Annotated in this window: 26 protein-coding genes and 1 pseudogene; 15 read left to right on the top strand and 12 right to left on the bottom strand. The window is 67.6% G+C overall.

The features are described 5' to 3' along the window. Window positions 1–34 precede the first annotated feature (34 nt). Together ACVWYO_RS17550 and moaD are read right to left on the bottom strand one after the other, a co-directional pair. Window positions 35–496, bottom strand: coding sequence for a molybdenum cofactor biosynthesis protein MoaE (locus ACVWYO_RS17550; protein WP_457352964.1), 462 nt, complete (start codon window positions 494–496; stop codon window positions 35–37). Then, window positions 493–747 carry a molybdopterin converting factor subunit 1 gene (gene moaD, locus ACVWYO_RS17545; protein WP_457352962.1) on the bottom strand — a complete coding sequence of 85 codons (255 nt, stop codon included), beginning with the start codon at window positions 745–747 and terminating at the stop codon, window positions 493–495. Before moaD ends, ACVWYO_RS17550 begins: the two co-directional genes overlap by 4 nt. Window positions 748–940: 193 nt before the next feature. On the opposite strand from moaD, the pseudogene ACVWYO_RS17540 reads away from it, so the two are divergent. After that, window positions 941–3,332, top strand: a pseudogene (locus tag ACVWYO_RS17540) (TonB-dependent receptor). Between the two features lie 5 nt (window positions 3,333–3,337). Here the strand turns inward: ACVWYO_RS17540 and ACVWYO_RS17535 are convergent. The 3 genes from ACVWYO_RS17535 to fdhD are packed head-to-tail and all read right to left on the bottom strand — an operon-like array spanning window position 3,338 to window position 5,867. Beyond that, window positions 3,338–4,534: a molybdopterin molybdotransferase MoeA gene (locus ACVWYO_RS17535; protein WP_457352960.1), complete on the bottom strand. Its 1,197-nt coding sequence runs from the start codon at window positions 4,532–4,534 to the stop codon at window positions 3,338–3,340. Continuing rightward, window positions 4,531–5,073 carry a molybdenum cofactor guanylyltransferase gene (locus tag ACVWYO_RS17530; protein WP_457352958.1) on the bottom strand — a complete coding sequence of 181 codons (543 nt, stop codon included), beginning with the start codon at window positions 5,071–5,073 and terminating at the stop codon, window positions 4,531–4,533. Before ACVWYO_RS17530 ends, ACVWYO_RS17535 begins: the two co-directional genes overlap by 4 nt. Further along, entirely contained in the window at window positions 5,070–5,867 is a 798-nt protein-coding gene (gene fdhD, locus ACVWYO_RS17525) for a formate dehydrogenase accessory sulfurtransferase FdhD (protein WP_457352956.1), read from the bottom strand. Before fdhD ends, ACVWYO_RS17530 begins: the two co-directional genes overlap by 4 nt. A 166-nt stretch (window positions 5,868–6,033) precedes the next feature. On the opposite strand from fdhD, the gene ACVWYO_RS17520 reads away from it, so the two are divergent. The 4 genes from ACVWYO_RS17520 (at window position 6,034) to ACVWYO_RS17505 (ending at window position 10,850) form a co-directional block, all read left to right on the top strand. Continuing rightward, the gene (locus ACVWYO_RS17520) at window positions 6,034–7,332 is read left to right on the top strand and encodes a molybdopterin-dependent oxidoreductase (protein ID WP_457352954.1); all 1,299 of its coding nucleotides are present in this window, start codon (window positions 6,034–6,036) and stop codon (window positions 7,330–7,332) included. A 61-nt stretch (window positions 7,333–7,393) separates the two neighbouring features. Then, complete coding sequence (locus ACVWYO_RS17515; protein ID WP_457348793.1) at window positions 7,394–8,299, top strand: tyrosine-type recombinase/integrase; 906 nt, start codon at window positions 7,394–7,396, stop codon at window positions 8,297–8,299. Between the two features lie 7 nt (window positions 8,300–8,306). Beyond that, on the top strand, window positions 8,307–9,500 hold the full coding sequence (locus tag ACVWYO_RS17510) for an IS91 family transposase (RefSeq protein ID WP_457348794.1): 1,194 nt from the start codon (window positions 8,307–8,309) through the stop codon (window positions 9,498–9,500). A gap of 423 nt (window positions 9,501–9,923) precedes the next feature. Continuing rightward, window positions 9,924–10,850, top strand: a complete 927-nt coding sequence (locus ACVWYO_RS17505) for a molybdopterin dinucleotide binding domain-containing protein (RefSeq protein ID WP_457352952.1) — start codon at window positions 9,924–9,926, stop codon at window positions 10,848–10,850. A gap of 116 nt (window positions 10,851–10,966) precedes the next feature. Here ACVWYO_RS17505 and ACVWYO_RS17500 read toward each other — a convergent pair whose 3' ends face one another. From ACVWYO_RS17500 to ACVWYO_RS17470, 7 genes are all read right to left on the bottom strand, one after another. Continuing rightward, a complete protein-coding gene (locus tag ACVWYO_RS17500; protein WP_457352950.1) occupies window positions 10,967–11,596 on the bottom strand; it encodes an ATP-binding cassette domain-containing protein in 630 nt (209 codons plus the stop codon). Continuing rightward, entirely contained in the window at window positions 11,586–12,266 is a 681-nt protein-coding gene (gene modB, locus ACVWYO_RS17495) for a molybdate ABC transporter permease subunit (RefSeq protein WP_457352948.1), read from the bottom strand. The genes ACVWYO_RS17500 and modB overlap by 11 nt, the downstream gene beginning before the upstream one ends. A 12-nt stretch (window positions 12,267–12,278) precedes the next feature. Next, window positions 12,279–13,037 carry a molybdate ABC transporter substrate-binding protein gene (gene modA, locus ACVWYO_RS17490; RefSeq protein ID WP_457352946.1) on the bottom strand — a complete coding sequence of 253 codons (759 nt, stop codon included), beginning with the start codon at window positions 13,035–13,037 and terminating at the stop codon, window positions 12,279–12,281. A 70-nt stretch (window positions 13,038–13,107) separates the two neighbouring features. Continuing rightward, the gene (locus tag ACVWYO_RS17485) at window positions 13,108–14,292 is read right to left on the bottom strand and encodes a molybdopterin molybdotransferase MoeA (RefSeq protein WP_457352944.1); all 1,185 of its coding nucleotides are present in this window, start codon (window positions 14,290–14,292) and stop codon (window positions 13,108–13,110) included. After that, a complete protein-coding gene (moaC, locus tag ACVWYO_RS17480; RefSeq protein ID WP_457352942.1) occupies window positions 14,289–14,804 on the bottom strand; it encodes a cyclic pyranopterin monophosphate synthase MoaC in 516 nt (171 codons plus the stop codon). The genes ACVWYO_RS17485 and moaC overlap by 4 nt, the downstream gene beginning before the upstream one ends. 33 nt (window positions 14,805–14,837) lie before the next feature. Continuing rightward, the gene (locus ACVWYO_RS17475; protein ID WP_457352940.1) at window positions 14,838–15,035 is read right to left on the bottom strand and encodes a hypothetical protein; all 198 of its coding nucleotides are present in this window, start codon (window positions 15,033–15,035) and stop codon (window positions 14,838–14,840) included. Window positions 15,036–15,089: 54 nt separating this feature from the next. Beyond that, on the bottom strand, window positions 15,090–15,464 hold the full coding sequence (locus tag ACVWYO_RS17470; protein WP_457352938.1) for a MucR family transcriptional regulator: 375 nt from the start codon (window positions 15,462–15,464) through the stop codon (window positions 15,090–15,092). Window positions 15,465–15,756: 292 nt separating this feature from the next. Between ACVWYO_RS17470 and ACVWYO_RS17465 the strand changes: the two genes are divergently transcribed. The 10 genes from ACVWYO_RS17465 (at window position 15,757) to ACVWYO_RS17420 (ending at window position 25,569) form a co-directional block, all read left to right on the top strand. Next, window positions 15,757–16,449 carry an endonuclease/exonuclease/phosphatase family protein gene (locus tag ACVWYO_RS17465; protein ID WP_457352936.1) on the top strand — a complete coding sequence of 231 codons (693 nt, stop codon included), beginning with the start codon at window positions 15,757–15,759 and terminating at the stop codon, window positions 16,447–16,449. Beyond that, a complete protein-coding gene (locus ACVWYO_RS17460) occupies window positions 16,449–18,746 on the top strand; it encodes a patatin-like protein (RefSeq protein ID WP_457352934.1) in 2,298 nt (765 codons plus the stop codon). Before ACVWYO_RS17465 ends, ACVWYO_RS17460 begins: the two co-directional genes overlap by 1 nt. Before the next feature lie 55 nt (window positions 18,747–18,801). After that, on the top strand, window positions 18,802–19,128 hold the full coding sequence (locus tag ACVWYO_RS17455) for a hypothetical protein (protein WP_457352932.1): 327 nt from the start codon (window positions 18,802–18,804) through the stop codon (window positions 19,126–19,128). After that, window positions 19,125–19,799, top strand: coding sequence for an orotidine-5'-phosphate decarboxylase (gene pyrF / locus ACVWYO_RS17450; RefSeq protein WP_457352930.1), 675 nt, complete (start codon window positions 19,125–19,127; stop codon window positions 19,797–19,799). The genes ACVWYO_RS17455 and pyrF overlap by 4 nt, the downstream gene beginning before the upstream one ends. Window positions 19,800–19,822: 23 nt before the next feature. Next, window positions 19,823–20,461 (top strand): phosphoribosylanthranilate isomerase, encoded by a 639-nt coding sequence (locus ACVWYO_RS17445; RefSeq protein WP_457352928.1) that lies wholly within the window; start codon window positions 19,823–19,825, stop codon window positions 20,459–20,461. 85 nt (window positions 20,462–20,546) lie between these two features. Then, entirely contained in the window at window positions 20,547–21,776 is a 1,230-nt protein-coding gene (trpB, locus tag ACVWYO_RS17440) for a tryptophan synthase subunit beta (protein WP_457352926.1), read from the top strand. 121 nt (window positions 21,777–21,897) lie between these two features. Beyond that, entirely contained in the window at window positions 21,898–22,692 is a 795-nt protein-coding gene (trpA, locus tag ACVWYO_RS17435) for a tryptophan synthase subunit alpha (RefSeq protein WP_457352924.1), read from the top strand. After that, window positions 22,689–23,549: an acetyl-CoA carboxylase, carboxyltransferase subunit beta gene (gene accD, locus ACVWYO_RS17430; RefSeq protein WP_457352922.1), complete on the top strand. Its 861-nt coding sequence runs from the start codon at window positions 22,689–22,691 to the stop codon at window positions 23,547–23,549. The genes trpA and accD overlap by 4 nt, the downstream gene beginning before the upstream one ends. Window positions 23,550–23,692: 143 nt before the next feature. Continuing rightward, the gene (locus ACVWYO_RS17425; RefSeq protein WP_457352920.1) at window positions 23,693–25,027 is read left to right on the top strand and encodes a bifunctional folylpolyglutamate synthase/dihydrofolate synthase; all 1,335 of its coding nucleotides are present in this window, start codon (window positions 23,693–23,695) and stop codon (window positions 25,025–25,027) included. Between the two features lie 80 nt (window positions 25,028–25,107). Further along, window positions 25,108–25,569: a DUF6628 family protein gene (locus ACVWYO_RS17420; protein WP_457352918.1), complete on the top strand. Its 462-nt coding sequence runs from the start codon at window positions 25,108–25,110 to the stop codon at window positions 25,567–25,569. Window positions 25,570–25,573: the final 4 nt, after the last annotated feature.

Here is a 25,573-nt window from a genome sequence, read left to right as displayed (position 1 = left end):
ACGCGATCTTGCGCATCGCGCGACAGATCCGGGCTTATTTCGGGTCGCGTGCTGCCCAGGCGGCAGCGGCCGCATCGTCGGCGGCGCGTGGCTCGACCCAATGCGCCGCACCATCGCCGTGCCATTCCTTTTTCCAGAATGGCGCGGCGGTTTTCGCCCAGTCGATCAGGAAGGCGCACGCCTCCATCGCTGCGCCGCGGTGCCGCGATGCGGTGCCGACCAGCACGATCCGCGCGCCGACCGGCAGCCGCCCGTACCGATGGATCATCGTAACGCCGAGCAGCGGCCAGCGTTCGGTCGCGGTCTGCGCAATCGCGCGCAGCGCCTGCTCGGCCATCGCGGGATAGGTTTCGAGTTCAAGCGCGACGGTGTCGCTCGCATCGGCACGGACGATGCCAGTGAAACTCGCCACCGCGCCGCCGCCAAGCGACTCGAGCCGGTCGAGTTCGGTCGCAGGGACGAAATCCGCCTGCTGGACGCCGATCAGGATGCTCATCCGCCCGTCACCGGCGGAAAGATCGCGACTTCGCGCGCGCCCGCGATGGGGGTAGCGAGCGGGGCGAAGGTCTGATCGATCGCGCAGCGCAGCCGATCGGTTTCGGCGAACACGCCATAGCCCTCTCCGCGGGTCGCGAGCCAGGCGAGCAGATCCTCGACGGTCGCGACATTGCCCGGCACGTCGACGACTTCGGCGTCATGGCCAACCGCTTCGCGCACCCAGGAAAAATATAACAGATCGAGTTTCATGCCAGTCCACCACCAGCGCCGCATCATTGGCACGGCGCGTGCCTAAGGCGTTCACCTAAGCCCGAAGCCAGCGTCATGCCACTGCCTTCGACAGAATGCCGGACGTCGCAGCGATACGGGGTTTCGCCCGCTATATTCGACGGTATACAGCGAGTCGCAATCGCGGGAACGGTTGCGTGTTGGGACGTATCGCATGCGACTGTCGATCTTGGCCGCGACCCTCTCGGTGGCGGCGCCATGCTGGATCATGCCAACCGCGGCGTGGGCGACAGATGGCGCACCCGTGGCGAACGGCGACGCAGATGGCACGCCGGAAATCACTGTCACTGCACGGCGTCGCGCAGAGGATCCTGAAAAGGTCCCGCTCGCAGTCTCGGTGGTGGGCGGCGCGCTGATCGAGCGGTCGTACACCGTCAACACCAGCCAGTTGAGCCTGCTGGTCCCCTCGCTCAATTACAGCTCGGCCAATTCGCGCAACACCGCCTTCACGATCCGCGGGCTCGGCAGCAGCGTCGTCGCGGTGAGTCAGGCAAATGACGGGCTCGAACCCGGCGTCGGCTTCTATGTCGATCAGGTCTATCACGCCCGCCCCGCCACCGCCGCGTTCGACTTTTCCGACATCGCGCAGATCGAGGTGCTGCGCGGTCCGCAAGGCACGCTGTTCGGCAAGAACACGACCGCCGGCGCGATCAGCGTCACCAGCAAGGCGCCGACCTTCACCCGGGAGGCGAGCGAGGAGCTGTCGGTCGGCAGCTACAATTTCGTCCAGGCCAAGGCCTCGGCGTCGGGCCCGCTGATCGGCGACACGCTCGCGTTCCGCCTCTCTGGCCTGACGACGCGACGCGACGGCGTGATCGACAATGTCCGCACCGGCGCCAAGGAAAACGGCATCGGCAACCAGGCGGTGCGCGGGCAATTGCTGTTCAAGCCGACGACCGATTTCCAGCTCCGCCTCACCGCCGACTTCACCAATTTCGCAAGCGAATGCTGCACTCAGGTCTATCTACGCGCCGGTCAGAGCCTGCGCGCCGCGACGCGGCAATATACCGGGCCGACCGGACTCGCCGCGCAATTCGGCTATGCGCCGCCCAGCACCAATCCGTACGACCGCAAGACCGACATTGACGCGCAACTCGGCGTCAACACCAATGAGGGCGGCGTCTCCGCGATCGCCGACTGGAACCTTGGACGGATCGGGACGCTCACCTCGGTCAGCGCGTGGCGCTTCTGGAACTGGGACGCCGCGAACGACCGGGATTACACCGGCATCCCGGTCCAGATCACCCAGCACATCCCCTCGCGCCAGGACCAGTTCAGCCAGGAACTGCGCATCGCCTCGAACGGCGAGCATCGCCTCGGCTATGTCGCCGGCCTTTATTTCTTCGACCAGAAGATCACGGGCGAGCCGATCAGCATCTACGGCCCGGCCGCGGCGCGCTATCTGATCGGCACCACCACCGGGACCGGCGCGGCGGCGGTCGCGGTGCCGGCGAACCTGCTCGACGGCTATGGCACCGATGGAGCCACGCGGCTGAAGGAAGACAGCTACGCCGCCTTTGCCGAGCTCAACTACACGCTGTTCCCGCGCCTCACGCTGACCGGAGGCTTGCGCTACACCTACGAGGTCAAGGACGGCAGCTACAGCGCCTACACCTTCGGGGGGCCGAGCGTGACCAACGCAGCGCTGCTCGCGGCACAGCTCGGCGTGCTGCGCGGGCGGGCAGAGCTACTCGGGGCAGGACAAGGAAAGCAATCTCTCGGGCCGCGCGAACCTCGCATGGCAGGTGACCGACCAGATCCTGGCGTACGCAAGCTATGCGCGCGGTTTCAAGTCGGGCGGGATCAACCTGTCGGGCCTTCCGCTCAACACCGCCAACCAGCCGGTGCTGACCACCGCGGTGATCCGGCCCGAGCTCAACACCACTTACGAGGGCGGGCTGAAGGCGGCGGTGTTCGACCGGCGGCTGATCTTCAACCTCGCGGGCTTCTACACCGACGTGCGGGATTTCCAGGCGACGATCGTCGACAGTTCGCAAACCGTCGCCTTGCGCGGCTATCTCTCGAACATCCCGAAGGTCACGGTTCAGGGTATAGAGGCCGACGTCACCGCCAGCGTAACGCCCCGCTTCCAGCTGCGCGGCAATCTCGCTTATGCGCGCGGCGAATATTCGAACTATCCTGCCGGCCCCTGCCCGCTCGAAGTCCAGACGGCGGCGACGACCGCTTGCAACCTCACCGGTCGCCCGATTGCAGGGCTGCCGAAATGGTCGGAGACGATCGGCGCCGACTATACGCTGCCGGTGGGCACGCTCGCGGTCATCCTCCATGCCGATTCAAGCTGGCGGACCAGTTATTATGGCGATCCGAGCCTGTCGAAATACACGCTGATCGACGGCTACACTGTCACCAATGCGAGCCTGGGATTGCGTACCCGCGCCGGTCTCGAAGTTGCGGTGTTCGTGCGCAACATATTCAACGCCAACTACATCCAGAACCTGACGATCCAGGCCGGCAACTCGGGCCTCATCCTCGGCACGCCAAGCGACCCGCGCGTGATCGGCGTGACGCTGCGCGCGCACCAATAACCGGCTCAGGTCAACGGATAGCCCCGGCGGCGCTCCCCGTCAGGCGTCGTGTCGGCGACCACCCAGCAATTCGCCTCGATCAGCGGGCGCAGCGTGTGCGATCGCTGATCGGCGAGGATCCGGATCGCTCCAGCAGCATCGCGCGATGCCTTGAGGAACAGTGTCGTGTCCGGTCGCCAATCGGTGTCGATCTCGAGCGTTTCCCCGTTTTCGGGCGGAAGACCGCTCATCGCGCGAAGCGCCGCGCCGACGAAAAACCGCGCGCCGAGCAACGCCGCGACGGGATTGCCCGGCAATCCGAAGAACAGCGCGCCATTTGGCAAGGTCGCAAACACCAAGGGCTTGCCCGGTCGCATCCGCACTCCGTGGAAATGCACATGCGCGCCGAGCCGCTCCAGCGCTTGGCCGAGATGGTCATGGTCCCCGCCCGACGCGCCGCCCGTCGTCACGACGATGGCACTGTCCGACGCCGCCGCGATCGCGCGCTCGAGCTGAGCGGAATCGTCGCTGACCGGCGCGGCGCGCAGCGGCTCAATCCCCTGCGCGCGCAGCAACGCCGTGAGCATCACGCTGTTAGCATCGAAAATCGCGGCAGGCGTGTCCGCGCCGGGCTGCGCCAGCAGTTCGTCGCCGGTCGGCAACAGCGTGATCGAAGGCCTCCGCGCGACCTCGACCGTCGCAACCCCATAGCAGGCGAGTGCCCCGATGATCTCGGGCGTGACCCATGTCCCCGGCGACAGCACGCGCGCGCCGGCCGCCGCATCCTCGCCACAACGCCGGACGTTCCGCCCCGAGGCTAGCGCGTGGTCCAGGATCAGACTGCCGTGCTCAATCCGTGCTTCCTCGTGCGGCAGGACATAATCGCACCCAGCCGGGACCGGAGCGCCGGTACTGATCCGGCACGTCGTGCGCGGCGCATGCGCGGTAGGATGGATACCCGCCCGCACCGATGCCGCGACCGGCAGTCGCGATGGCTGCCTCGGCGTTGCGTCCACCGTGTCGGCCGCAGCGAACGCGAAGCCGTCCATCGCCGCGGCATCGAAGCGCGGGTAATCGCTCGCGGCGGTCACCTCCGCTGCTGTCACGCGGTCCAGCGCTTCGAGCAGGCCGACCGTCTCGCCCCCGAGTGCTGCCGACCGCTCGCGGATGATCGCAAGCGCCGCATCGAAACTCGGCCGTTCGGGGCGTGGTGCGCCGCTCATTCGGCCTCATCCGCCAGGCGCGCGAGATCGGCGACGTGATTGATATTGGGCAGGTCGCCCCCCGCATCCATCGCGACCGCGCCGACACGCGCCGCCCAGCGATAGACGGCGCGGTCCGCGCCCTGCGACAGATGCCGCGACAGGCTCTCGGCGAGCGCGACGGGCCAATAGCCGATGATCGGCGCTTGCCGCAGAAACCGGGCTCCGCCGCCCGCCATCAGTCGTTCGACGAGCACGGTCGGCAGATACGGCGTATCGCACCCGATCGACAGCACCGCGTCGTGCCCATCTGCTTCGGCCTGACGGAGCGCGGCGCACAAACCGCCGAGCGGTCCGAGGTTCGGCGCGGGCCAATCGGGAACCGCAACGATCCCCTCTGGCCCCGCCGTACGCCCGCAGACGATCACCGCGCCGGTCGCCGCCCGCAATGCCGTCGCCGCATGCGCGATCAGCGTTTGCCCGTCGAGCAGCGCCAGCGCCTTGTCGCTGCCAAAGCGCGTCGCCTGACCGCCGGCGAGGATCGCACCAAGCACCGTCATACGGCGTCGGTTTCGCCGTGCGCAGCAAGCACCGCATCGCTGCGCGCAAGCATCACCACGCGCAGGCCGCAGGACGCCGCGCGCCGCAACGCGAGGTCGGTCGCCGCCGAGATCGTCACGAGCAGCGGGCAATTCGCCAGCGCCGCCTTTTCAACGAGCTCGTACGAGCAGCGCGACGACAGGAACGCAAACCCGCCATCCCAGCCGCGCCCCGCACGCGCCATCGCGCCGATCAGTTTGTCGAACGCATTGTGCCGCCCGACATCCTCGCGGACGAGGAGGACGTCGCCCTCTGCCGAGCATAAGGCCGCGGCATGCACCGCGCCGGTCGCGCGATTGAGCGGCTGGAGTGCGCGCAGGCCATTCAACGCGCGGAACCAGGCGACGCTTTCGGCGCGGCTCTCCGCGCGCACGCGCGGCAACGGGCGTAGCGCCTGTTCGAGATTCTCGATCCCGCACATCCCGCACGACGATTCGGACACGCGGTGCCGCACCCGCTCGAGCAGACCCGGCCCGAACTCGGGCGTCAGCGCAACGCGCACGACATCGCCATCGGCGCGCGAATGCACGTCGATCCCGAGCACCGCATCGACACCCGGGATCAACCGCTCGCTCAAGGCGAAGCCCGTCGCGAAATCCGCCAGGTCGGTCGGCGTCGCCATCATCACGGCATAGCCGATCCCGCTGAATTCGAGCGCGATCGGCCGCTCGACCGCGACCGCCCGGGTGATCGCGCTGTGCGTGCCATCGGCGCGGATCTGCAAGAAGGCGTGGTGGTGGGATGCAACCGTCATCGCCCTGCCCTAGCCGATCCATTCCTATCGCCAAATGCGCAATCTCGCACGGCAAGGGCGTCGCGCCGGATTGCACGCATCCCCGTTTTCTGGGTGAACCAATTGGTTGGGGTATCGTTCAGCAGCAAGGCCCGCTTCTCTGCGCGGGGCACATGCGGGAACGATCATGGTCAAGCAAAAGTCGGACGCCCCTGAAATCGAGCCGTTCGAGGGGCCTGCCGGAGGCTGGGGATCGGTCCGCTCGCTCGCCGAAATTCTCCCGCGCGAACGCGTCGGTCCCGAGGCGCTGCGCGAACTCGTCCGCCAGAACAAGCCCGACGGCTTCCAATGCGTCAGCTGCGCCTGGCCGAAGCCCAAGCATCTCCACCCCGTCGAATTCTGCGAGGAGGGCGCCAAGGCAACCGCCTGGGAGCTGACCAGCTATCGCACCACCCCCGATTTCTTCCAGCAGCACACGCTGACCGAATTGCGCGTCTGGAAGGATTACGACCTCGAACAGAACGGCCGGCTGACGCATCCGCTGCGCTACGACGCCGCGACCGACAAATATGTCGCGTGCAGCTGGGACGAGGCGTTCGGCGAGATCGGCGCGACGCTCAAGCCGATGGATCCCAGGTCGGTGGTCTTCTACTCGTCGGGCCGCACCAGCCTCGAGGCGTCTTACATGTACGGCCTGATGGCGCGGATGTACGGCAACCAGAACCTCCCCGACAGCTCCAACATGTGCCACGAATCGACTTCGGTGGGGCTCAAGGCGGCGATCGGCGTTCCCGTCGGCACGACTCGGCTCGAGGATTTCGAGACGTGCGACATGATCCTGTTCTTCGGGCAGAATGTCGGGTCGAACGCACCGCGGATGCTCCATGATCTGCGCAGCTGCCGCAAGCGCGGGGTCGAGATCGTCACCTTCAATCCCCTGAAGGAACGCGGGCTCGAGCGCTTCACCGATCCGCAGAACCCGATCGAGATGGCGACGCTCGGCGAGACCAATATCTCGACACAGTATCACCAGGTAAAGGCCGGCGGCGATCTCGCCGCGATGATGGGGATCGCGAAGTTCCTCGTCGAATGGCACGATGCCGCACTCGCCGCGGGCAAGCCGCCGGTGCTCGATACCGCCTTCATCGCCGAGCATACGCACGGCTTCGACGCGTTCGTCGCGTCGGTGCGGGCCGCCGACTGGGACGCGATCGTCCACGAATCGGGTCTGCCCAAGGCCGAGCTCGAGGAGTCGGCGCGGTTCTACGCCAAGGCCAAAGCGGTGCTCGCGATTTACGGCATGGGACTGACGCAACACGTCAAGGGCGTCGAGAACGTCAGGATGGTCGTGAACCTGCTGCTGATGCGCGGCAATATCGGCAAGCCCGGCGCGGGCCCGACGCCCGTCCGCGGCCATTCGAACGTGCAAAGCACGAAGCCGCTGCGCGGCATTGGTGTTGGTGGTGAGGTAGCGCCTTTGCGGTGAGGTTTGGCCCGGCGGCAGCGGCGGCAGACGATGGAGTTCCTTCAACCAAAGGAACTTGATCATGGCGATTGTACCGATCGAACGACCCGTCACCCCGCTGCGTCAGCGGATGCTCGACGACATGGCGATGCGCGCGATGCGGTCGCGGACCCAGCATGATTATATCCGCCACGTCCGCGCCTTCGCGGCTTTCCTCGGGCGCTCGCCCGATACCGCGACCGCCGAGGATGTGCGCCGCTTCCAGCTTCACCAACGCGAGCAGGGTGTCGGAGAGTCCACGATCAACGGCTCGGTATCGGCACTGCGCTTCCTGTTCGACGTGACGCTCGAGCGACCCGACCTGTCGCGGCGGCTGGTGCTGGCGCGTCGTCCCAGGAAGCTGCCCGACGTGCTGAGCGTCGATGAGGTGGGACGGCTGCTCGAGGCGGCACCGGGCATCAAGTACCGGGCGGCGCTGGGCGTGGCCTATGGCGCTGGCCTGCGCGTGTCGGAGGTCGCGCACCTCAAGGCCGACGATATCGACAGCAAGCGGATGCTGATCCGGATCGAGGAGGGCAAGGGCCGCAAGGATCGTAACGCCATGCTGTCGCCGCAGCTGCTCGAGCTGCTGCGGCTGTGGTGGCGCGAAGGCAAGCGGCGCAGTGTCCTTCTGCCGCACGGCTGGCTCTTTCCAGGGCGCAGCTACACCGACCCGATCTCGACCCGGCAACTGCACCGCGCGGTCTGCGAGGCGGCCGAGGCGGCGGGGATTCGAAAGCGCGTCAGCCCGCACACGCTGCGGCACAGCTTCGCCACTCACCTGCTCGAACAGGACGTCGATATCCGCGTGATCCAGGTGCTGCTCGGGCACAGCAAGCTCGAGACGACCGCGCTCTACACCAAGGTCGCAACGCGCACGATCCGCGCCGTGACCAGCCCGCTCGACCGGCTGATGGCGCTCATGGAGGGCAAGACGCCGCCCGGTTGACGCCCTCGTGCGGACCTCCCTCGAGGTCGCCAACATCTTTCGCGGCGCTGGTCCCGCATATCGAACGGCGCATGCGGGGCACCTGAGCCTGCACCAGCTGAAGGTCATGTCGGCGATCGAACATTGCCGTACCGCCGTCATGGGCGGTCACGTCGAAGCCTGCACCGACTGCGGGCATTGGCGGGTGGCCTATAACAGCTGCCGCAACCGACACTGCCCGCGGTGCCAGGGTGCCGCCGCGCGCGCCTGGCTGGCCGAGCGTGAGGCCGACCTGCTCCCGGTCGGTTACTTCCATGTCGTGTTCACGCTGCCGGCCGAGGTCGCCGATATCGCCCTCCAGAACAAGGCCGCGCTATACGGCCTGCTGTTCCAGGCGGCGTCCGAGACGATGACCACCATCGCCGCCGACCCCAAGCATCTTGGCGCACGCATCGGCATCACCGCTGTCCTTCATACGTGGGGATCGGCGATGACCCATCACCCGCACATCCACATGATTGTGCCGGGCGGCGGGCTGTCGCCCGACGGCAGCCGCTGGGTGTCGTCGCGCCCGGCGTTCCTCTTGCCGGTGCGCGTGCTCGGCAAGCTGTTCCGCCGCCTGTTCCTCACCCGACTGATGGCGCTGCGCGACACCGGGCGGCTCGGCTTCTTCGGAAGCATGGGCCATCTCGCCGACCGGCGTGCGTTCCTGCGCCACCTGTCGCCGGTCCGGAAGAAGAACTGGGTCGTCTACGCCAAAGCACCGTTCGCGGGACCAGAGGCGGTGCTCGCCTATCTGTCGCGCTACACCCACCGGGTGGCGATCTCGAACGGCCGGCTGCTGCGCTTCGACGAGACCGGCGTGACGTTCCGCTACAAGGATTACCGCCGAGACGGAGCCGACCGCCAGCAGACCATGACGCTCGCGGCCGATGAGTTCATCCGCCGCTTCCTGCTCCATGTCCTGCCAAAAGGCTTCCACCGCATCCGTCACTACGGCCTGCTCGCCGGTGCCACCCGCAAGGGGCAGCTCGAGCGGATCCGTGAGCTACTTGGCGTTGCACCGCCGGCCATCACCGATGCGCCGACCGGGCCGGAAGACGTTCGACCGCCATGTCCATGCTGCGGCGGGCACATGGTCGTCATAGAGACCTTCGAACGCTGGCGGCAGCCGCGCGCACCGCCGCAGAGCACCGCATCGACCGGGACGACCACGCCATGACCCCGCATGGCTCAGCTTCATCCCGCCACGCAGGTCTTGCGGTTCCGGCGATGCTGCCGCTCGTGCTGGCAACATCACCGACTGCATCAGCGGCACCTTCAACCTGCGATCATGGGCAAGATGCACCCCGGACACTGCCCCTCGGGACCATGATCTCGGCCGCCGATACGCGCCTCGACAGCCGTCACACGCGCCGCACAGCCGGGCCAAACTCGAAATCCCCATAGCCAGTACACGTGGCCCGCGGCTTCCTGCTTTGGAGGATATCGTACGCCTCACGGCATCCGATTTCCTTCACAGGGTCAGCGCACCGTCGGCATCACCGAAAAGACCGAGCTCGTCCCCGTCGAGCAACTCGAGAAGCAATACGGTTTCGCCGCGCCACGCGAGAAGGGGCTGAATACCGTCGAGGCATGCCGCGGTGTGATCGACGGGTCGGTCAAGGCGTTCGTCGCGCTCGGCGGCAACTTCCTGCGCGCTGTGCCCGAGACGGCGCCGATGGAAGCCGCCTGGACCAAGCTCGATCTGTCGGTCAAGATCGCAACCAAGCTCAACCGCAACCATCTCTTCCCCGGCAAGGTGACCTATCTCCTGCCCTGTCTCGGCCGGATCGAGACCGACGTGCAGGCGAGCGGTCCGCAGGTCGTCACCGTCGAGGATTCGACGAGCTGCATCCATGCCTCGCGCGGCAAGGCGCATCCGGCGAGCGAGCATCTGTTGTCCGAACCCGCGATCGTCGGCGCGCTCGCCAAGCAGATCCTGCCGCCCAATCCCAGCGTCGATTGGGATGCATGGGTCGGCGACTATGCATTGATCCGCGATGCGATCGAAGAAACCTATCCAAAGGTCTTTCCCGACTTCAACAACAAGCTGTTCAGGCCGGGCGGCTATTGGAAAGGCAACAAGGCGGCCGAGCGGATCTGGCTCACCGAAAGCGGCAAGGCCGAGTTTCTCGCGCCGAGCGGGCTGTGCGCGACCGGCTTCGACGATGCCGAGGGTCGTTTTAGGCTGATGACGCTGCGCTCGAACGACCAGTTCAACACGACGATCTACGGCTATCACGATCGCTTCCGCGGCGTGAAGGGCACGCGCGATGTGCTCTTCATTCACGCGACCGACATGGCGGCCGCCGGCCTTTCGGAAGGTCAGATCGTCGCGCTCGAGAGCGATGCCGGCGACGGCATCGCGCGCCGCCGCGACGGGCTGATCGTAACCCCGTACGACATCCCGCGTGGCTGCCTCGGCGCGTATTATCCCGAATGCAACGTGTTGATGCCGGTCGAGCATTATGCCGAGGAAAGCTTCGTCCCCGCGGCGAAATCCGTGCCCGTGAAGATCGTTGTGGGCTGAGCCGCCCCGGTCACCCCGGGCTTGTCCCGGGGCCCACCGCGACGCTGCTACTGCGGCCGAAGCACGCGGCAGCACGGTGCCCCCCGGCACAAGCGGGGGTGACAGCTGGCATTCGCTTACACCTGCCCGTCAGCACCCATCTCAACGACCGTCGTGGCCAGCCGATCGACCTCGCCGCGGTCGTGGCTGACGTACAAGATCGGCAGACCCACCTCGTCACGCACGCGTTCGATCAGGTCCATGATCTCGCCACGCCGCGCGCGGTCGAGCGAGGCGAGCGGTTCGTCCATCAGCAGGAACGCCGGCCCCGACAGCAGCGCCCGCCCGATTGCGACACGCTGCGCCTCGCCGCCCGAGAGCGTGCGCGGCCAGCGATCGAGCAGGTGCGCGATGCCGAGGAGCGCGCTGACCTCGTCGAGCGTCATCCCCGCCCCCGCCGCCCGGCCCGCGCCATACAGCAAATTCGCGCGCACGCGGTAATGCGGGAAGAGGCGCGCATCCTGGAAAATGTAGCCGCAGCGCCGCTGCTCTGCCGGGATGTTGATGGCCGCATCGAACAGCGTACTGCCGGCGACGCGGACGTGCCCGGCATCGGGCGTGAGCAACCCCGCGATCATGGCGAGCGCGCTCGACTTGCCAGCCCCCGACGGGCCGAACAGAGCCGTGAGCCCGGCGCCGCTCTGGAACGCCAGCGCCGCGATCGTGCCGGACCGAAAGCGATGCCGCACATCGACGTCAAAAGACATGGTCGACGCCCCCGCGGCGGCTGAGCCATTCCGACAGCAGCAGCGCGGCAAGCGACAGCAGCACGGAGATCAGTGCCAGTCGCGCAACCGTCGGGTCCGACCCCGGCACCTGCAACGCCGAATAGATCGCGATCGGCAGCGTCTGCGTCTCGCCCGGGATGTTCGAGACGAAGGTAATCGTCGCGCCGAACTCGCCGAGCGAGCGCGCGAAGCCGAGCACCGCCCCCGCCGCGATCCCCGGCAGCGCGAGCGGGATCGTGATCGTCCGCCACACCCGCAGCCGCGACGCGCCGAGCGTTCGCGCCGCGCCCTCGAGCCGCGGATCGACCGCTTCGATGGACAGCCGGATCGCGCGGACCATCAGCGGCAGCGCCATGATCCCCGCCGCCACCGCCGCCCCGGTCCAGCGGAACAGCAGCGATACGCCGATCGCCGCGAGCGGCGCGCCGAGCGGGCCGTTGGGCGCGAAAGCCAACAGCAGCAACCAGCCCGTGACCACCGGCGGCAATACCAGCGGCAGATGGACCAGCCCGTCGAGCAGGAACTTGCCCGGAAACCGCACGCGCGCCAGCAACATCGCCAGCACGAACGCGATCGGCAGCGTCACCAGTACCGCGACGAGACTGATCCTGAGCGACAGCCAGACGATGGTCCACAGGTCAGGCGTCATCGATCAAGCCGCTCAGCGCGCCACGAAACCGTAATGCCGGAAGATCGCCTTGCCCGCCGCCGACACCAGGAAGCGCCGGAATTGCTCGCCCGCTGCCGACGACGGCGCGGCCTTGAGCAAGGCGACCGGATAGGTGATCGGTGGATGGCTCGCCGCAGGGAAGACGCCGACGATCCTGACGCGCTTCGAGACATAAGCGTCGGTCGCATAGACGATGCCGTAAGGCGCCGCGCCGCGCTCGACCAAAGCGAGCGCCGATCGCACGCTGTCGCCGCGCGCAACCTTCGGCGCAACGGCACTCCAGATGCCCAAAGCGGTCAACGCCTGCTGCCCGTATTTTCCCGCCGGCACCGCCCCATCCGCCATCGCGAGCCGCCCGCTGCCGAGCCATTGGGCAAGCGCGAACCCCCGCTTGATCGTTACCGGTTTTGCCCCCGCGGCCGGCGCAACGAGCACCAGTCGGTTGCCGAGGAAGCTCACGCGGCTCGCGGGCACGATCGCGCCCTTCTTCGCCAGCGCATTCATCCAATCCTCGTCGGCCGAGACAAACAGATCGGCGGGCGCACCCGCCTCGATTTGCCGCGCGAGCGCCGAGGAGCCGCCGAACGCGATGACCGGCCGCTCATGATGCCGCGCGGCCCAGGCATCGGCGGCGGCGTTCATTGATTCCTGCAGACTCGCCGCCGCCAGCACGAGCGGCCCGCGCGCGAACGCCGGAGTCGCGGCAAGCAGCGCGACGGACACGGTGATCGCTCGAAAGAGGGGGCGCATCGTCAAACTCCTACGGCCGAAAACGTGCATGGCGCGCTCCGTGCGCGAGAGCAACCCGGACCGGCACTGCCTAGAAGTCGATCACCGAGACCATGCTGCCAGCGGGTGCCGCTGCGGCAAGGGGGAGCCGCCGGATCAGCACATCGGCCTCGGCCAGTGCGCGCTGCAGCCCCGAATCCTGGTTGCCGAGCGGCGCCACCCCGTCGCCGTCGAAGCGCGCGCGCACGAAGGTCTCGCGCGCGCTCACCGCTTCGAGCGGCGCGGTCAGCCGCTCGCTGCGCCAGCGCAGCGCTGCCGACGGCGCCCGCCCGCTCAGCCCCGCGAGCAGCGTCGTCAGGAACAGCCGCGCGGTAACCATCGCAGAACTCGGATTGCCCGGCAGCCCGAGCACGAACTGCGCACCACGCCGTCCGAACCAGACCGGCTTGCCCGGCATGATCGCGATCCGCGAGAACAGGATCTCGGTCCCGAGCGACACGAAGATCTGCTTGGCATAATCCTTCTCGCCAACCGACGCGCCGCCGGTGACGACGACCACATCGGCTTCGTCGAGCGCCCTGGTCGCGCCCGCCGTCAGCTCGGCAATGTCGTCGCGCAGGCGGTAGCGCCCGATGATCTGCGCGCCCCACCCTTCGCCGAGCGCAGCCGCGCCGTACGATGCGCTTTCCGGGATGCTGCCGGCGCGCGCCCGCGCATGTCCCGGCTCGGCAAGCTCGTCACCCGTGCTGATCACGCTGAGGCGCGGGCGCCGCCACACCGGCAGCGTCGCGACATCGGCCCCCGCCGCGGCCACCAGCGCACGCGGGCCAAGCACGGTGCCTGCCTCGAGCAGGACTTCGCCGATGCGGAAGTCCGAACCATGCGGACGGATATAGCGTTTGCCCGACAGCGCACCCACGACGCGCATCGCATCGCCCTCGCGCGCGACGTCTTCCTGCACGATAACGCGATCCGCACCCGCGGGAAGCGGCGCCCCGGTGAAGATCCGCACGCACTCGCCCACCTGAACCGTGCCGTCGAACGGCGTACCGGGATAGGCCGCACCGATCACGCGAAACGGGGCCGCCAGCGCGAGGTCGGCGTCACGCAGCGCATAGCCATCCATCACCGAGATGTCGCTCCGCGGCGCATCGACCTGTGCGATGCACGGGTCGGCCAAAACCCGCCCCCGCGCCGCGTCGAGCGCGACCGTCTCCGCCGCGAGCGGCTGCGCCTCGGTGACGACGATCGCCAGCGCTGCGTCGAACGAGATCACGCCGCGTCCGCCTGCCAGACGTCCGAGCGGCCACCCGACTTCGCCGTCACCTGGAGTCCCTCGATTCGCATCGTTCGATCGACGGCTTTGAGCATGTCGAACAAAGTCAGGCACGCGACGCTGACCGCGGTCAACGCTTCCATCTCGACCCCGGTCTGCCCCCTGGTCTTGACGCTCGCTTCGACGCGGAAGCCCGGTAATGTCGCATCCGCCGCGATCCGCACCTTGATGCTGGTCAGCAGCAAGGGATGGCACATCGGGATCAGCGTGCTGGTCTGCTTGGCGCCCATCACGCCGGCAAGCTCGGCGGTCTGCACCACCGCGCCCTTGGGCGCTGCGCCGCGCTCGACGATGTCGAGCGTCTCGGCGGTGCACAGCAGCCGCCCCTCGGCGGTGGCGACGCGCGCGGTATCGGCCTTTTCGCTGACGTCGACCATGTGCGCGCGGCCGGCAGCGTCGACATGGGTCAGCCCGTCGGCCGTGCCGGCGATTGGGGTGTCGGAGTCGGGCATGGTGTGTCCCACTGGTGGCGTCGACGTCACCGCTCAGCCCTCATCAATGTCGAGGAACGGTACGACGTCATTATCGGTCGCGAACCACAGCCCCGCCTGGACATCCTCAGGCTGCTGCCGCGCGACGAGGATCGCCTCGGCCAGGGGGCCGTAGAACAATGTCTGCGCGACGGGATCGCTCTCGTCGAGATGATAGAGCCGCACGCTAGCGGTAGAGGAAGTGGTGCGCATCGCACTGCTTTGCCGCCGCCGGACTACGGCGGCAAGGCCTCTCGGATTCCCCGTCTAGCGCTGCACGCGGCCCAGACCGCTCGCCTTGGCCATACCCGATCGTACGACGCTATAGTCGGCGGCGGTCATGGGATAGGAATCGGGCAGCGCCCATTTCGCGCGATAGGTTTCCGGCGTCAGCCCATGCCCCGACAGATGGCGCTTGAGCGCCTTGAAGCGTGCACCGCATTCCAGGCATGCGATCGAATCGGGGCGAACGCTCGCACGTACAGAGACCGCCGGCGTGGGTGCTTCCGCCACTGCGACCGGCGCTTCGCCAAGCTGCGTCATCGATGCGTAAACCGACTTGATCAACTCTGGCACTTCCCCGGTGCCGACACGATTGGCGCTGACCTGCGCGATAACGATGTCCCCAACGAGCCGTAACATCTTCAAATCCACAAACATCTTTCCTTATATACGCTCTTTCCGGGCCGTGGCTTGAAACGAGCAGGCGAATATAAAGGGATATAGTCCCAGAAAAGCCAAAAGGTTGCGCGGGTTGCGCAAATAGCGTGTGTGGCGGCTATCACGGTGGACCGTGGAACAACTGGCTCCGTCGCCACTTCGCGCTATAGGTCGCGCGGATATCGTTATGCGGCAACGGCTTTAGATGGACCATGATCGACCACCTTCACTCCCCGCCGCGTTCGTTCGATCCCGCAGCCCGGACGGTCGTCGTATGATCAAGGTCGTCAGCTATAATATTCACAAGGGCATCGGGCTGGATCGCCAGCGCGACCCGCGCCGCATCCTCGACGTTCTGCGCGAGATCGATGGCGACGTGATCGCACTGCAGGAAGCCGATCGCCGTTTCGGTACCAAGGCGCGGGTCATCCCGCAGCATCTGATGGACGAGCACAGTCCCTGGGCGCCCGTCGCAATCGGCCATGACCGAGCGAGTATGGGGTTCCACGGCAACGCGCTGCTGCTCCGCAAGGGCAGCGCAGTGCAAAGCTGCGCGACGCTGCATATCCCCGCGCTCGAGCCGCGCGGTGCGATCCGCGCCGATGTCGTCGCGGGGGGCACGCCGATCCGCGTACTAGGGATGCATCTCGATCTCTCGGGTCTGTGGCGCCGCAAACAGGCGCGCGCGATCCTCGCGCATATCGATGCATGTCCCGCCCGCCTGCCGACGGTACTGATGGGCGACCTCAACGAATGGACGCCGGCGGGCGGATGCCTGCACGATTTCGGGCGCGATTATCCAAGCGTCCCGACCGGCCCGAGCTTCCACGCGCGCCGACCGGTCGGGCGTCTCGACCGGATCATGACGCGCGGCTTCCGCGTGGTCGACTATGGTGTCCATGCGAGCGCCACCGCCCGGCGCGCCTCGGATCATCTGCCGATCTGGGCGGTGCTGGAGCCCGAGTGATGCGCGAGAAGGAACTGCGCCTCGCGCTCGTCTGCTACGGCGGGATCAGCCTTGCGGTGTACATGCACGGCATCACCAAGGAGATCTGGCGCCTCGCCCGTGCCAGTCGCGCGTTCCACGCCGGCGACCCCGCCGCCGCGACCGGCAGCGAGGCGGTCTATTTCGCCTTGTTCGCGGAAATCGAAGCAGAGACGGGCCTCCGCTTGCGCGTGCTGGTCGATATCATCGCCGGCGCGAGCGCGGGCGGGATCAACGGGATTTTCCTGGGGCAAGCGATCAGCACTGGGCAGAGCCTCGAACCCCTGACCCAACTCTGGCTCGATTCGGCCGATATCGAGGCGCTGGTCGATCCCAAGCAAGCGCCGACGCATCGCTTCACCAAGGTCTGGGCCCTGCCACTCGCCTGGATGGCGGGACGGCGCGACGGCGATGATATCGAGCATACCGTCGAGCCCGGCGAACGCGAGGAGGTCCGCGCCAAGCTGTCGCACTTCATCCGCTCGCGCTGGTTCGAACCGCCCTTTGGCGGTGAGCGGTTCACCGGGCTGATCCTCGATGCGCTCGCCGCGATGGCGGCATCGCCGCGCGCACCGCGCTTGCTGCCCGCTGGCCAGCCGCTCGACCTGTTCGTCACCGTCACCGACTTTCGGGGCCATCCCGAGCGGCTGACGCTCAATTCGCCGCCCGAAGTGATGGAAACCGAACACCGCGTGATCGTACCGTTCAGCGATCACGGCATCGCCGGCGAGACGCTCGCCGATCCGGCCGAACTCGCTTTTGCCGGACGCGCGACGTCGAGTTTCCCAGGAGCCTTCCCGCCCTTCATGGTCGGCGAGCTCGACCGCGTGCTCGAAACCCGCAAGTCGAGCTGGCCCGGCCGCGCCGCCTTCCTCAAACGCATCCTGCCGCGCCAGTTCGCCGCCAACGCAGCCGAGAGTGCGGTGCTGATCGACGGTTCGGTGCTCAACAACGCGCCCTTCCGCCCCGCGATCGAAGCGCTGCGCGAGCGCCCGGCGCGCCGCCAGATCGATCGGCGCTTCGTCTATATCGACCCCAATCCGCGTGGTGCCCTGGTGTTCGGCGCGACGCGCAGCGAAGTCCCCGGTTTCTTTCAGACGATCCTCGGCGCAGTCACCGAATTGCCGCGGGCACAACCGATTCGCGACAATCTCGAGGAAATCGCGCTGCGCTCGCGCCAGATCGAGCGGATGCGCGCGATCGTCGCCGGGATCCGGCCCGAGGTCGAAAAGCAGGTCGAGGGCCTGTTCGGCTACACCCTGTTCCTCGATTCGCCGACCGCAGCGCGGCTTGCGACCTGGCGCCGTCGCGCGCAGGCGGCGGCAGCCAAGAGCGCGGGCTATGGCTATGCCGCCTACGGTCATCTCAAGATAAACGGCGTGGTCGAGGGGATCACCGATCTGCTCCACCATGCCGGCGGCGAGCCCGGCGGGCAGCGCTGGCGCCGCATCCGCGGGCATATCGCCGAGGCGGTCAGCGCGCGCGGGTTTGACGACATGCAATCGAGCTTCGCCGGCGGTGCGAGCCGCGCGACGATCGGCTTCCTGCGCACCTTCGACCTGGGCTTCCGCCTGCGCCGCTTGCGCCTGCTAGCGCGCCGCATCACCGATCTCGAGGGCGACCAGCCCGAGGCCGAGCTCGCCCCGATCCGTGAGGCGATCTACGAAAGCCTCGCCGCATATCTCGAATGCAAGCGGACCGATCGCTACGGGGCGCTGCGCGATGCCGTTCAGGCGCTCAGCGGCGACGCCGGGCCGCTGCTCGATACGCTCGGCGCAGCGATGGATCTGAAGGCCCTCGATATCCGCACCGAAGAGCGCCTGGCGGGGGCGTTTGCCGGGCTCAGCCGCGAGATCAAGCGACCGATCCTGCTGACCTATCTCGGCTTCCCCTATTTCGACGTCGCCACGCTGCCGCTGCTGCAGGGTGAAGGGCTCGACGAATTCGACCCGATCAAGGTTGATCGGATCTGCCCCGACGATGCCACGGGGATCCGCAGCGGTGGCGCCGAGGCGACTTTAAAGGGTATCCAGTTCAACAGTTTCGGCGCCTTCTTCAGCCGCGCCTACCGCGAGAACGACTATCTCTGGGGCCGGCTGCACGGTGCCGAACGGATGATCGACATCGTCCTCTCGGCGCTCGAACCGGGCATGACGCTGAAGGCCGGACGCACCGCCGCGATCAAGCGCGCAGCGTTTCTCGCCATCCTCGACGAGGAAGCCGAGAAGCTGACCGCGGTCCCCGGCCTGTTCGAAACGCTGCGCCGCGAGATCGGCTGACGCGGGGACGATACGGCAGGTTGGCAACCCACCGCATTGGCATTACCCTGCCGCCATGCATTTCCTTAAAATCCTCTTCTGGTGTCTCCTCGCGTTCATCGCGGCGGTCTTCACGCTCGGCAACTGGACCAGCGTGCCGATCAAATTGTGGGGCGGGATGGAGGCACTGGTGAATCTGCCACTTTTGCTGCTGCTCACCTTCCTCGCGGGATTGGTGCCGACCCTGCTGTGGCATTCGACGCTGCGCTGGCGGCTGCGAAATCGCCTCGCCGCCGCCGAGCGCGCGCTCCACGATCTGCGCGTCACCGCCGCACCTGTGCCGGTCTCGACGCTCAGCCCCAATCCGGTCGTGATCGCCACGCATGCGGTCGATCCGGCATGAGCAACCGCATCTACGTCGCGCTCGACACGCCCGATCTTGCCAAGGCTCACGCGATGGCAGGCCGGGTGCGTCGCCATGTCGGCGGGATCAAGCTCGGGCTCGAATTCTTCATGGCCAATGGCCGCCCCGGCGTGCGCGAGATGGCCGAGCTTGGCCTGCCGATCTTCCTCGACCTCAAGCTGCACGACATTCCCAACACCGTCGCCAAGGCGATCATGGCGCTGCGCGAGCTCGCCCCGGCGATCCTGACGGTCCATGCCGCAGGCGGGCGCGCGATGCTCGAGGATGCCAAGGCTGCCGCGCCGGCAGGTACCAAGGTGGTTGCGGTGACGACGCTGACCAGCCTCGATGGGACCGACCTGAAATCGATCGGCTGCATGGGCGATCCGCACGAGCAGGTCCTGCGCCTGACCGAACTCGCGCGCGACTCGGGTGTCGATGGCGTGGTCTGCTCGGGCGAGGAAGTCGCCGCTGCGCATAAATTCTGGCCCAAGGGCTTCTTCGTCGTCCCCGGCGTCCGCCCCGCCAATGGCGTGATCGGCGACCAGAAGCGCGTCGTCACGCCCCGCGCCGCGATCGACGGCGGCGCGTCGATCCTGGTGGTCGGCCGCCCGATCACGCAAGCCGAGGATCCCGACACCGCGGCGCGCGAGATCGCCGCGACGCTCTGAGCACGCGCTTCGAAGGAACAGCCATGCCGACAAGCGCGAAAATCTGCGGTCTCTCCACCCCCGAGACGCTCGACGCCGCGATCGATGGCGGGGCGAGCCATGTCGGCTTCGTCTTCTTCGCGCCCTCCCCGCGCACGCTGTCGCGCGATCGCGCGGCACAACTCGCCGCCCGCGTGCCGGCGCATGTCCAGCGCGTCGGCGTGTTCGTCGATCCCGATGACGCCTTGCTCGATCGCGCGATCGCCGCCGGGCACCTCGACGTGCTGCAGCTCCACAAGACCGCGCCGGCGCGCAGCGCCGCGATCAAGGCGCGCACCGGCCTGCCGATCTGGAGCGCGGTCGCGGTGCGCACGCGCGCTGATCTCGCCGAGACAGCGACCTATGGCGGCGTTGCCGACCGGATCCTCTATGATGCCAAGACGCCGCCGGGCGCCGCGTTGCCCGGCGGGATGGGCGTGCGTTTCGACTGGAGCCTGCTTGAGGGCTTCCGCCATCCGCTGCCCTGGTTGCTTTCGGGAGGGCTCGATCCGGTCAATCTGCGTGAGGCCGTGGCGATGACCGGTGCGACGCTGGTCGATGTGTCCTCGGGGGTCGAAAGCGCACCGGGGATCAAGGACGCAACCAAGATCCGTGCGTTTCTGGAAGCCGTGCGCGACCTCTGATTGCGCGACGCCCGAAAAGGACGGCGCGACGGTCACGCGATCGACCCGGCTCGACACACCCGCACCAGATGCTAAACGGCACGGCATGAACGCCCCCAACTCCTTCCGCACCCAGCCCGACGACCGCGGCCATTTCGGTGACTTCGGCGGCCGCTATGTCGCCGAGACGCTGATGCCGCTCGTGCTCGAGCTCGACACCGCCTATCGCGCCGCCAAGGCCGATCCGGCTTTCAAAGCACAGTTTGACGATCTGCTCGAACACTATGTCGGCCGCCCAAGCCCCCTCTATTACGCGGAACGTCTGACCGACGCTTTGCGCGAAGGCGCCCCCGAGGGCAAAGGTGCAGAGGTCTGGTTCAAGCGCGACGAACTGAACCACACCGGCGCGCACAAGATCAACAATTGCATCGGGCAGATCCTGCTCGCGATGCGGATGGGCAAGACGCGGATCATCGCCGAGACCGGCGCCGGTCAGCACGGCGTCGCGACCGCGACGGTGTGCGCGCGCTTCGGGCTGCCGTGCGTGATCTACATGGGCGCGAAGGATATCGAGCGGCAGGCGCCCAACGTGTTCCGCATGAAGCTGCTCGGCGCTGAGGTCCGCCCGGTGACGAGCGGATCGCATTCGCTCAAGGATGCGATGAACGAGGGCATGCGCGACTGGGTCGCCAACGTCCACGACACCTTCTACATCATCGGCACCGCCGCCGGCCCGCACCCCTATCCGGAGATGGTGCGCGATTTCCAGAGCGTGATCGGCATCGAGGCGCGCGCGCAGATGCTCTCGCGGATCAACCGCCTGCCCGACCTGCTGGTCGCGGCGATCGGCGGCGGGTCGAATGCGATCGGGCTGTTCCACCCCTTCCTCGACGATGGCGACGTGATGATGCTCGGCGTCGAAGCCGCCGGGCGCGGGCTCGACAAGGAGCATGCCGCATCGCTCGCGGGCGGTGCACCGGGCATCCTCCACGGCAACAAGACCTATCTGCTGCAGGACGAGGACGGCCAGATCACCGAAGCGCATTCGATCTCGGCCGGGCTCGATTATCCCGGCATCGGGCCGGAGCATAGCTGGCTGCATTCGATTGGGCGGGTCGAATACACCTCGATCACCGACACCGAGGCGCTCGACGCGTTCCAGTTGCTGTGCCGCACCGAGGGCATCATTCCCGCGCTGGAACCGTCCCACGCGATTGCCGCCGTGGCCAAGCGCGCGCGGGAGATGGACCGCGACCAGATCATCCTCGCCAATCTGTGCGGGCGTGGCGACAAGGACATCTTCACCGCCGCCGAAGCGTTGGGAGTGGCGATATGAGCACTTCCCGTCGCCCCGGCGAAGGCCGGGGCCGCTGCGCTATGACGCGCATCGTCCGTCTCGCGAACACCCAGCCGGCCCCGGCCTCCGCCGGGGCCACGCTTGTGGTGGGAGCGACCGCATGACCCGCCTCGCCGCCGCCTTCGCCAAGGGCCACCCCGCGCTCGTCGCCTTCGTCACCGCGGGTGACGGCCCGACCGCTGCCATCCTCGACGCGCTCGTCGAGGGCGGCGCCGACGTGATCGAGCTCGGCATGCCCTTCACCGATCCGATGGCCGACGGCCCCGCGATCCAGGCCGCCAACATCCGCAGCCTGCTGGCCGGCACGCGCACCGCCGACATCCTCGCGATCGCCAAGAGCTTCCGCGCGCGCCATCCGGAAACCCCGCTCGTCCTGATGGGCTATGCCAACCCAATGACGATCCGCGGCGGCGACTGGTTTGCGGCCGCAGCGCACGACGCCGGCGTCGATGGCGTGATCTGCGTCGATATCCCGCCCGAGGAAGACCCCGAACTCGGCCCGGCACTGCGCGCGAAAGGCATCGCGCCGATCCGCCTCGCCACGCCGACCACCGACGCAGCGCGCCTGCCGACGGTGCTCGATGGCGCGAGCGGGTTCCTCTATTACGTCTCGGTCGCCGGCATCACCGGCCTGCAACAGGCCGCGCAAACCTCGATCGACGCCGCGGTGCAGCGGCTGAAAGCGCATACCGATCTCCCCGTCGCGGTCGGATTCGGCGTGCGCACCCCCGACCAGGCCGCCGCGATCGCCAAGGTCGCCGATGGCGTCGTGGTCGGCTCGGCAATCGTCGAGCTGGTCGCGCAGCACGGCGCGGCTGCACCCGACGCCGTGCGCACCTATATCCAATCCCTGTCGGCGGCGATCCACACCGCCCGCGAAGGAATTCCCGCATGAGCTGGCTCACCAGCGTCCGCAACGCGCTCGCCTATGTCGTCCCTGTCAAGAAAGAGACGCCCGACAATCTCTGGCACAAGTGCAAGGGCTGCGGGACGATGACGTTCCACAAGGAGCTCGAGGACAATCTCCACGTCTGCCCGCATTGCGACCATCACGATCGCATCGGACCGCTGCTGCGCTTCGCCTATGTGTTCGACCAGGGCAGCTACACGATCGTGCCGCTCCCCAAGGTGCCCGACGATCCGCTCAAGTTCCGCGACACCAAGCGCTATGTCGATCGCATCAAGGCCGCGCGCGTCGCAACGTCGGAGGGCGACGCGCTGATTACGGCGCGTGGGACGATCGAAGGCCGCAAGGCGGTGATCGGCGTGCAGGACTTCGCCTTCATGGGCGGATCGATGGGGCTCGCGGTCGGCGAGGCGTTCATCCGCGGCGTCGAGACCGCGATCCAGGAGAATTGCCCCTACATCATCTTCACCGCCGCCGGCGGCGCGCGAATGCAGGAAGGCATTCTCAGCCTGATGCAGATGCCGCGGGCGACCGTGGCGATCGCGATGCTGCACGATGCCGGGCTGCCCTATATCGTCGTGCTGACCGATCCGACGACGGGCGGGGTGACGGCGAGCTATGCGATGCTCGGCGACGTCCAGATCGCCGAGCCGGGCGCGTTGATCGGTTTCGCCGGCCAGCGCGTGATCGAGCAGACGATCCGCGAGAAGCTGCCCGACGGCTTCCAGCGCGCGGAATATCTGCTCGAACATGGCATGATCGACATGGTCAAGCACCGCCGCGACATGCGCGCGACGCTGGCGAGCCTGATCGATTATCTCGGCGGCCAACGCGAAGCGGCATAGCATATCTCCCTCTCCCCGCGTGCGGGGATAGGGCAAGCGAGGCGAATCCGAAGCGCGGGAAGAGGGGCAGTGGTCGGACGGTAGTGCTTGTACTGCCCCGCTCCCCGGTCCTCTCCCCGCAAACGGGGAGAGGGAAAAAGATCATGGACACCGCGACCTCGAGCAACCCCGCCGTGCAAACCCAGCTCGATCGGCTCTGGTCGCTCTCCCCCGGCGCCGACATCCTCGGGCTCGAGCGCATCACGGCGCTGCTCGACCGACTCGGCAATCCGCACCACCGCCTGCCCCCGGTGATCCATGTCGCGGGCACCAACGGCAAGGGCTCGACCTGCGCGTTCCTGCGTTCGGCGATCGAAGCGTCGGGGCTCACCGCGCACGTCTACACCAGCCCGCATCTGGTCCGTTTCAACGAGCGGATTCGCCTCGCCGGCAACCTCATCACCGACGACGCCCTCGCGACCTTGCTCGCCGAAGTGCTCGATCACTCGGGCGACCTGGCGGCGAGCTTCTTCGAAGTCACCACCGCCGCCGCCTTCCTCGCGTTCAGCCGCACGCCCGCCGATGTGTGCATCATCGAGGTCGGGCTCGGTGGCCGGCTGGATGCGACCAACGTGGTGCCGGCCCCGCTCGTCACCGGCATCGCGCAACTCGGGATCGATCATCAGAGCTTTCTCGGCGACACGCTCGGGGAGATTGCGGGCGAAAAGGCCGGGATCGCCAAGCCCGGCGTTCCGCTGCTGACGATGCGCTATCCCGAGCCGATCGCCGCACGCGTCGCGGCGGTCGCTCGCATGGCCGGCACCGCGCCAGCGCCCGCCGGTGACCACTGGCGCTTCACGGTCGAAACCGATCGCCTGCTCTATGCCGACGCCAGCGGTACGATCGAGACCCCGCTCCCGCGCATGGCCGGCCCGCACCAGCCCGAGAACCTTGCGCTCGCCGTCGCGCTGCTGCGCCACCAATCCGCGCTGACGATCCCCGCAGACGCCTATCGCGTCGCCGCCGAGACGACGCACTGGCCCGCGCGGATGCAGCGCCTCCACCCCGGCCCCTTGCTCGATCAGCTTCCCGCGGGCAGCCAGCTCTGGCTCGACGGCGGTCACAACCCCGCCGCAGCACAGGCGATCGCCGCAGCGCTCGACACGATCGCGCATCCCGGCGTCGGGCGCAGCGAAGTGCACCTCGTGCTCGGCATGCTCGCGAACAAGGATCCGGTCGGACTCCTCACCCCGTTCGCGCGGCTGGCGACGACGCTCCATGCGGTGCCCGTCCCGAATCACGAGCATCACGCGCCAGCAGCGCTCGCCGCGGTCGCACACGATCTCGGTATCGCCGCGCATACCAGCGGCGACATCGCGGGTGCGTTGCGTGACATCGCGACGATTGCGGACCCGGCCGAGCCGCCGATCGTGCTCATTCTCGGCTCGCTCTACCTCGCGGGCGAAGCGCTCTCGGGCAATCACGAGACGCCCGACTAACGCGACAACAAATGCGATTTATTGCAATTGACTTGCAATAGCGAATACCAGAGGATGCCGACAGCAACGGAGCATCCCTCATGAATCACACGCCCGCCCCTTCGCCCGCCCCCGCACACCGTCCCTCGGCGCTTGCGAGCAGCCTGCCGAATGCGATGCCGGAAGATCCCAATGCGCGCCTGCTGCTGTTCGCCTTCCGCCGGCTCGGCGCGCACGGGCTCAACGATGCGCATACGGCGCACGCCTTGCTCCAGGCGTTTGGCGGTGGCTTCCGACGCCCCCTGCTGCTGCTGCGCGCGATGATGGCCGATCTCGCGCACACTGCCACCTGCCCGATCGCGATCGCGCCGTGCTGCTGCATGCGAATGACCGGCGCGGAGGCCACGATGCTGACGATCGTCACGCGCGCCGAGACCGCCCCCGACTCGGCGCGGCTGCTGCTCGGCGACTTGATCGGCGTGCGCCAGCCCGACGGTGTGCTCGCCAGCGTCACCGCGCTCGCGCAGGCGTTCGCCGATGCCGGGCGACCGGTTACGGCGTGAGGCG

It is taken from the genome of Sphingomonas sp. UYP23, assembly GCF_054059235.1.
Note: the sequence above shows the minus strand (reverse complement) of the source record. Positions and strands in the feature narration are given on the sequence as shown.

Coding starts and splice junctions, on each gene's coding strand:
- ACVWYO_RS17550 (WP_457352964.1), bottom strand. CDS start 496: ATGAGCATCCTGATCGGCGTCCAGCAGGCGGATTTCGTCCCTGCGACC.
- moaD (WP_457352962.1), bottom strand. CDS start 747: ATGAAACTCGATCTGTTATATTTTTCCTGGGTGCGCGAAGCGGTTGGC.
- ACVWYO_RS17535 (WP_457352960.1), bottom strand. CDS start 4,534: ATGAGCGGCGCACCACGCCCCGAACGGCCGAGTTTCGATGCGGCGCTT.
- ACVWYO_RS17530 (WP_457352958.1), bottom strand. CDS start 5,073: ATGACGGTGCTTGGTGCGATCCTCGCCGGCGGTCAGGCGACGCGCTTT.
- fdhD (WP_457352956.1), bottom strand. CDS start 5,867: ATGACGGTTGCATCCCACCACCACGCCTTCTTGCAGATCCGCGCCGAT.
- ACVWYO_RS17520 (WP_457352954.1), top strand. CDS start 6,034: ATGGTCAAGCAAAAGTCGGACGCCCCTGAAATCGAGCCGTTCGAGGGG.
- ACVWYO_RS17515 (WP_457348793.1), top strand. CDS start 7,394: ATGGCGATTGTACCGATCGAACGACCCGTCACCCCGCTGCGTCAGCGG.
- ACVWYO_RS17500 (WP_457352950.1), bottom strand. CDS start 11,596: ATGTCTTTTGACGTCGATGTGCGGCATCGCTTTCGGTCCGGCACGATC.
- modB (WP_457352948.1), bottom strand. CDS start 12,266: ATGACGCCTGACCTGTGGACCATCGTCTGGCTGTCGCTCAGGATCAGT.
- modA (WP_457352946.1), bottom strand. CDS start 13,037: ATGCGCCCCCTCTTTCGAGCGATCACCGTGTCCGTCGCGCTGCTTGCC.
- moaC (WP_457352942.1), bottom strand. CDS start 14,804: ATGCCCGACTCCGACACCCCAATCGCCGGCACGGCCGACGGGCTGACC.
- ACVWYO_RS17475 (WP_457352940.1), bottom strand. CDS start 15,035: ATGCGCACCACTTCCTCTACCGCTAGCGTGCGGCTCTATCATCTCGAC.
- ACVWYO_RS17470 (WP_457352938.1), bottom strand. CDS start 15,464: ATGTTACGGCTCGTTGGGGACATCGTTATCGCGCAGGTCAGCGCCAAT.
- ACVWYO_RS17465 (WP_457352936.1), top strand. CDS start 15,757: ATGATCAAGGTCGTCAGCTATAATATTCACAAGGGCATCGGGCTGGAT.
- ACVWYO_RS17460 (WP_457352934.1), top strand. CDS start 16,449: ATGCGCGAGAAGGAACTGCGCCTCGCGCTCGTCTGCTACGGCGGGATC.
- ACVWYO_RS17455 (WP_457352932.1), top strand. CDS start 18,802: ATGCATTTCCTTAAAATCCTCTTCTGGTGTCTCCTCGCGTTCATCGCG.
- pyrF (WP_457352930.1), top strand. CDS start 19,125: ATGAGCAACCGCATCTACGTCGCGCTCGACACGCCCGATCTTGCCAAG.
- ACVWYO_RS17445 (WP_457352928.1), top strand. CDS start 19,823: ATGCCGACAAGCGCGAAAATCTGCGGTCTCTCCACCCCCGAGACGCTC.
- trpB (WP_457352926.1), top strand. CDS start 20,547: ATGAACGCCCCCAACTCCTTCCGCACCCAGCCCGACGACCGCGGCCAT.
- trpA (WP_457352924.1), top strand. CDS start 21,898: ATGACCCGCCTCGCCGCCGCCTTCGCCAAGGGCCACCCCGCGCTCGTC.
- accD (WP_457352922.1), top strand. CDS start 22,689: ATGAGCTGGCTCACCAGCGTCCGCAACGCGCTCGCCTATGTCGTCCCT.
- ACVWYO_RS17425 (WP_457352920.1), top strand. CDS start 23,693: ATGGACACCGCGACCTCGAGCAACCCCGCCGTGCAAACCCAGCTCGAT.
- ACVWYO_RS17420 (WP_457352918.1), top strand. CDS start 25,108: ATGAATCACACGCCCGCCCCTTCGCCCGCCCCCGCACACCGTCCCTCG.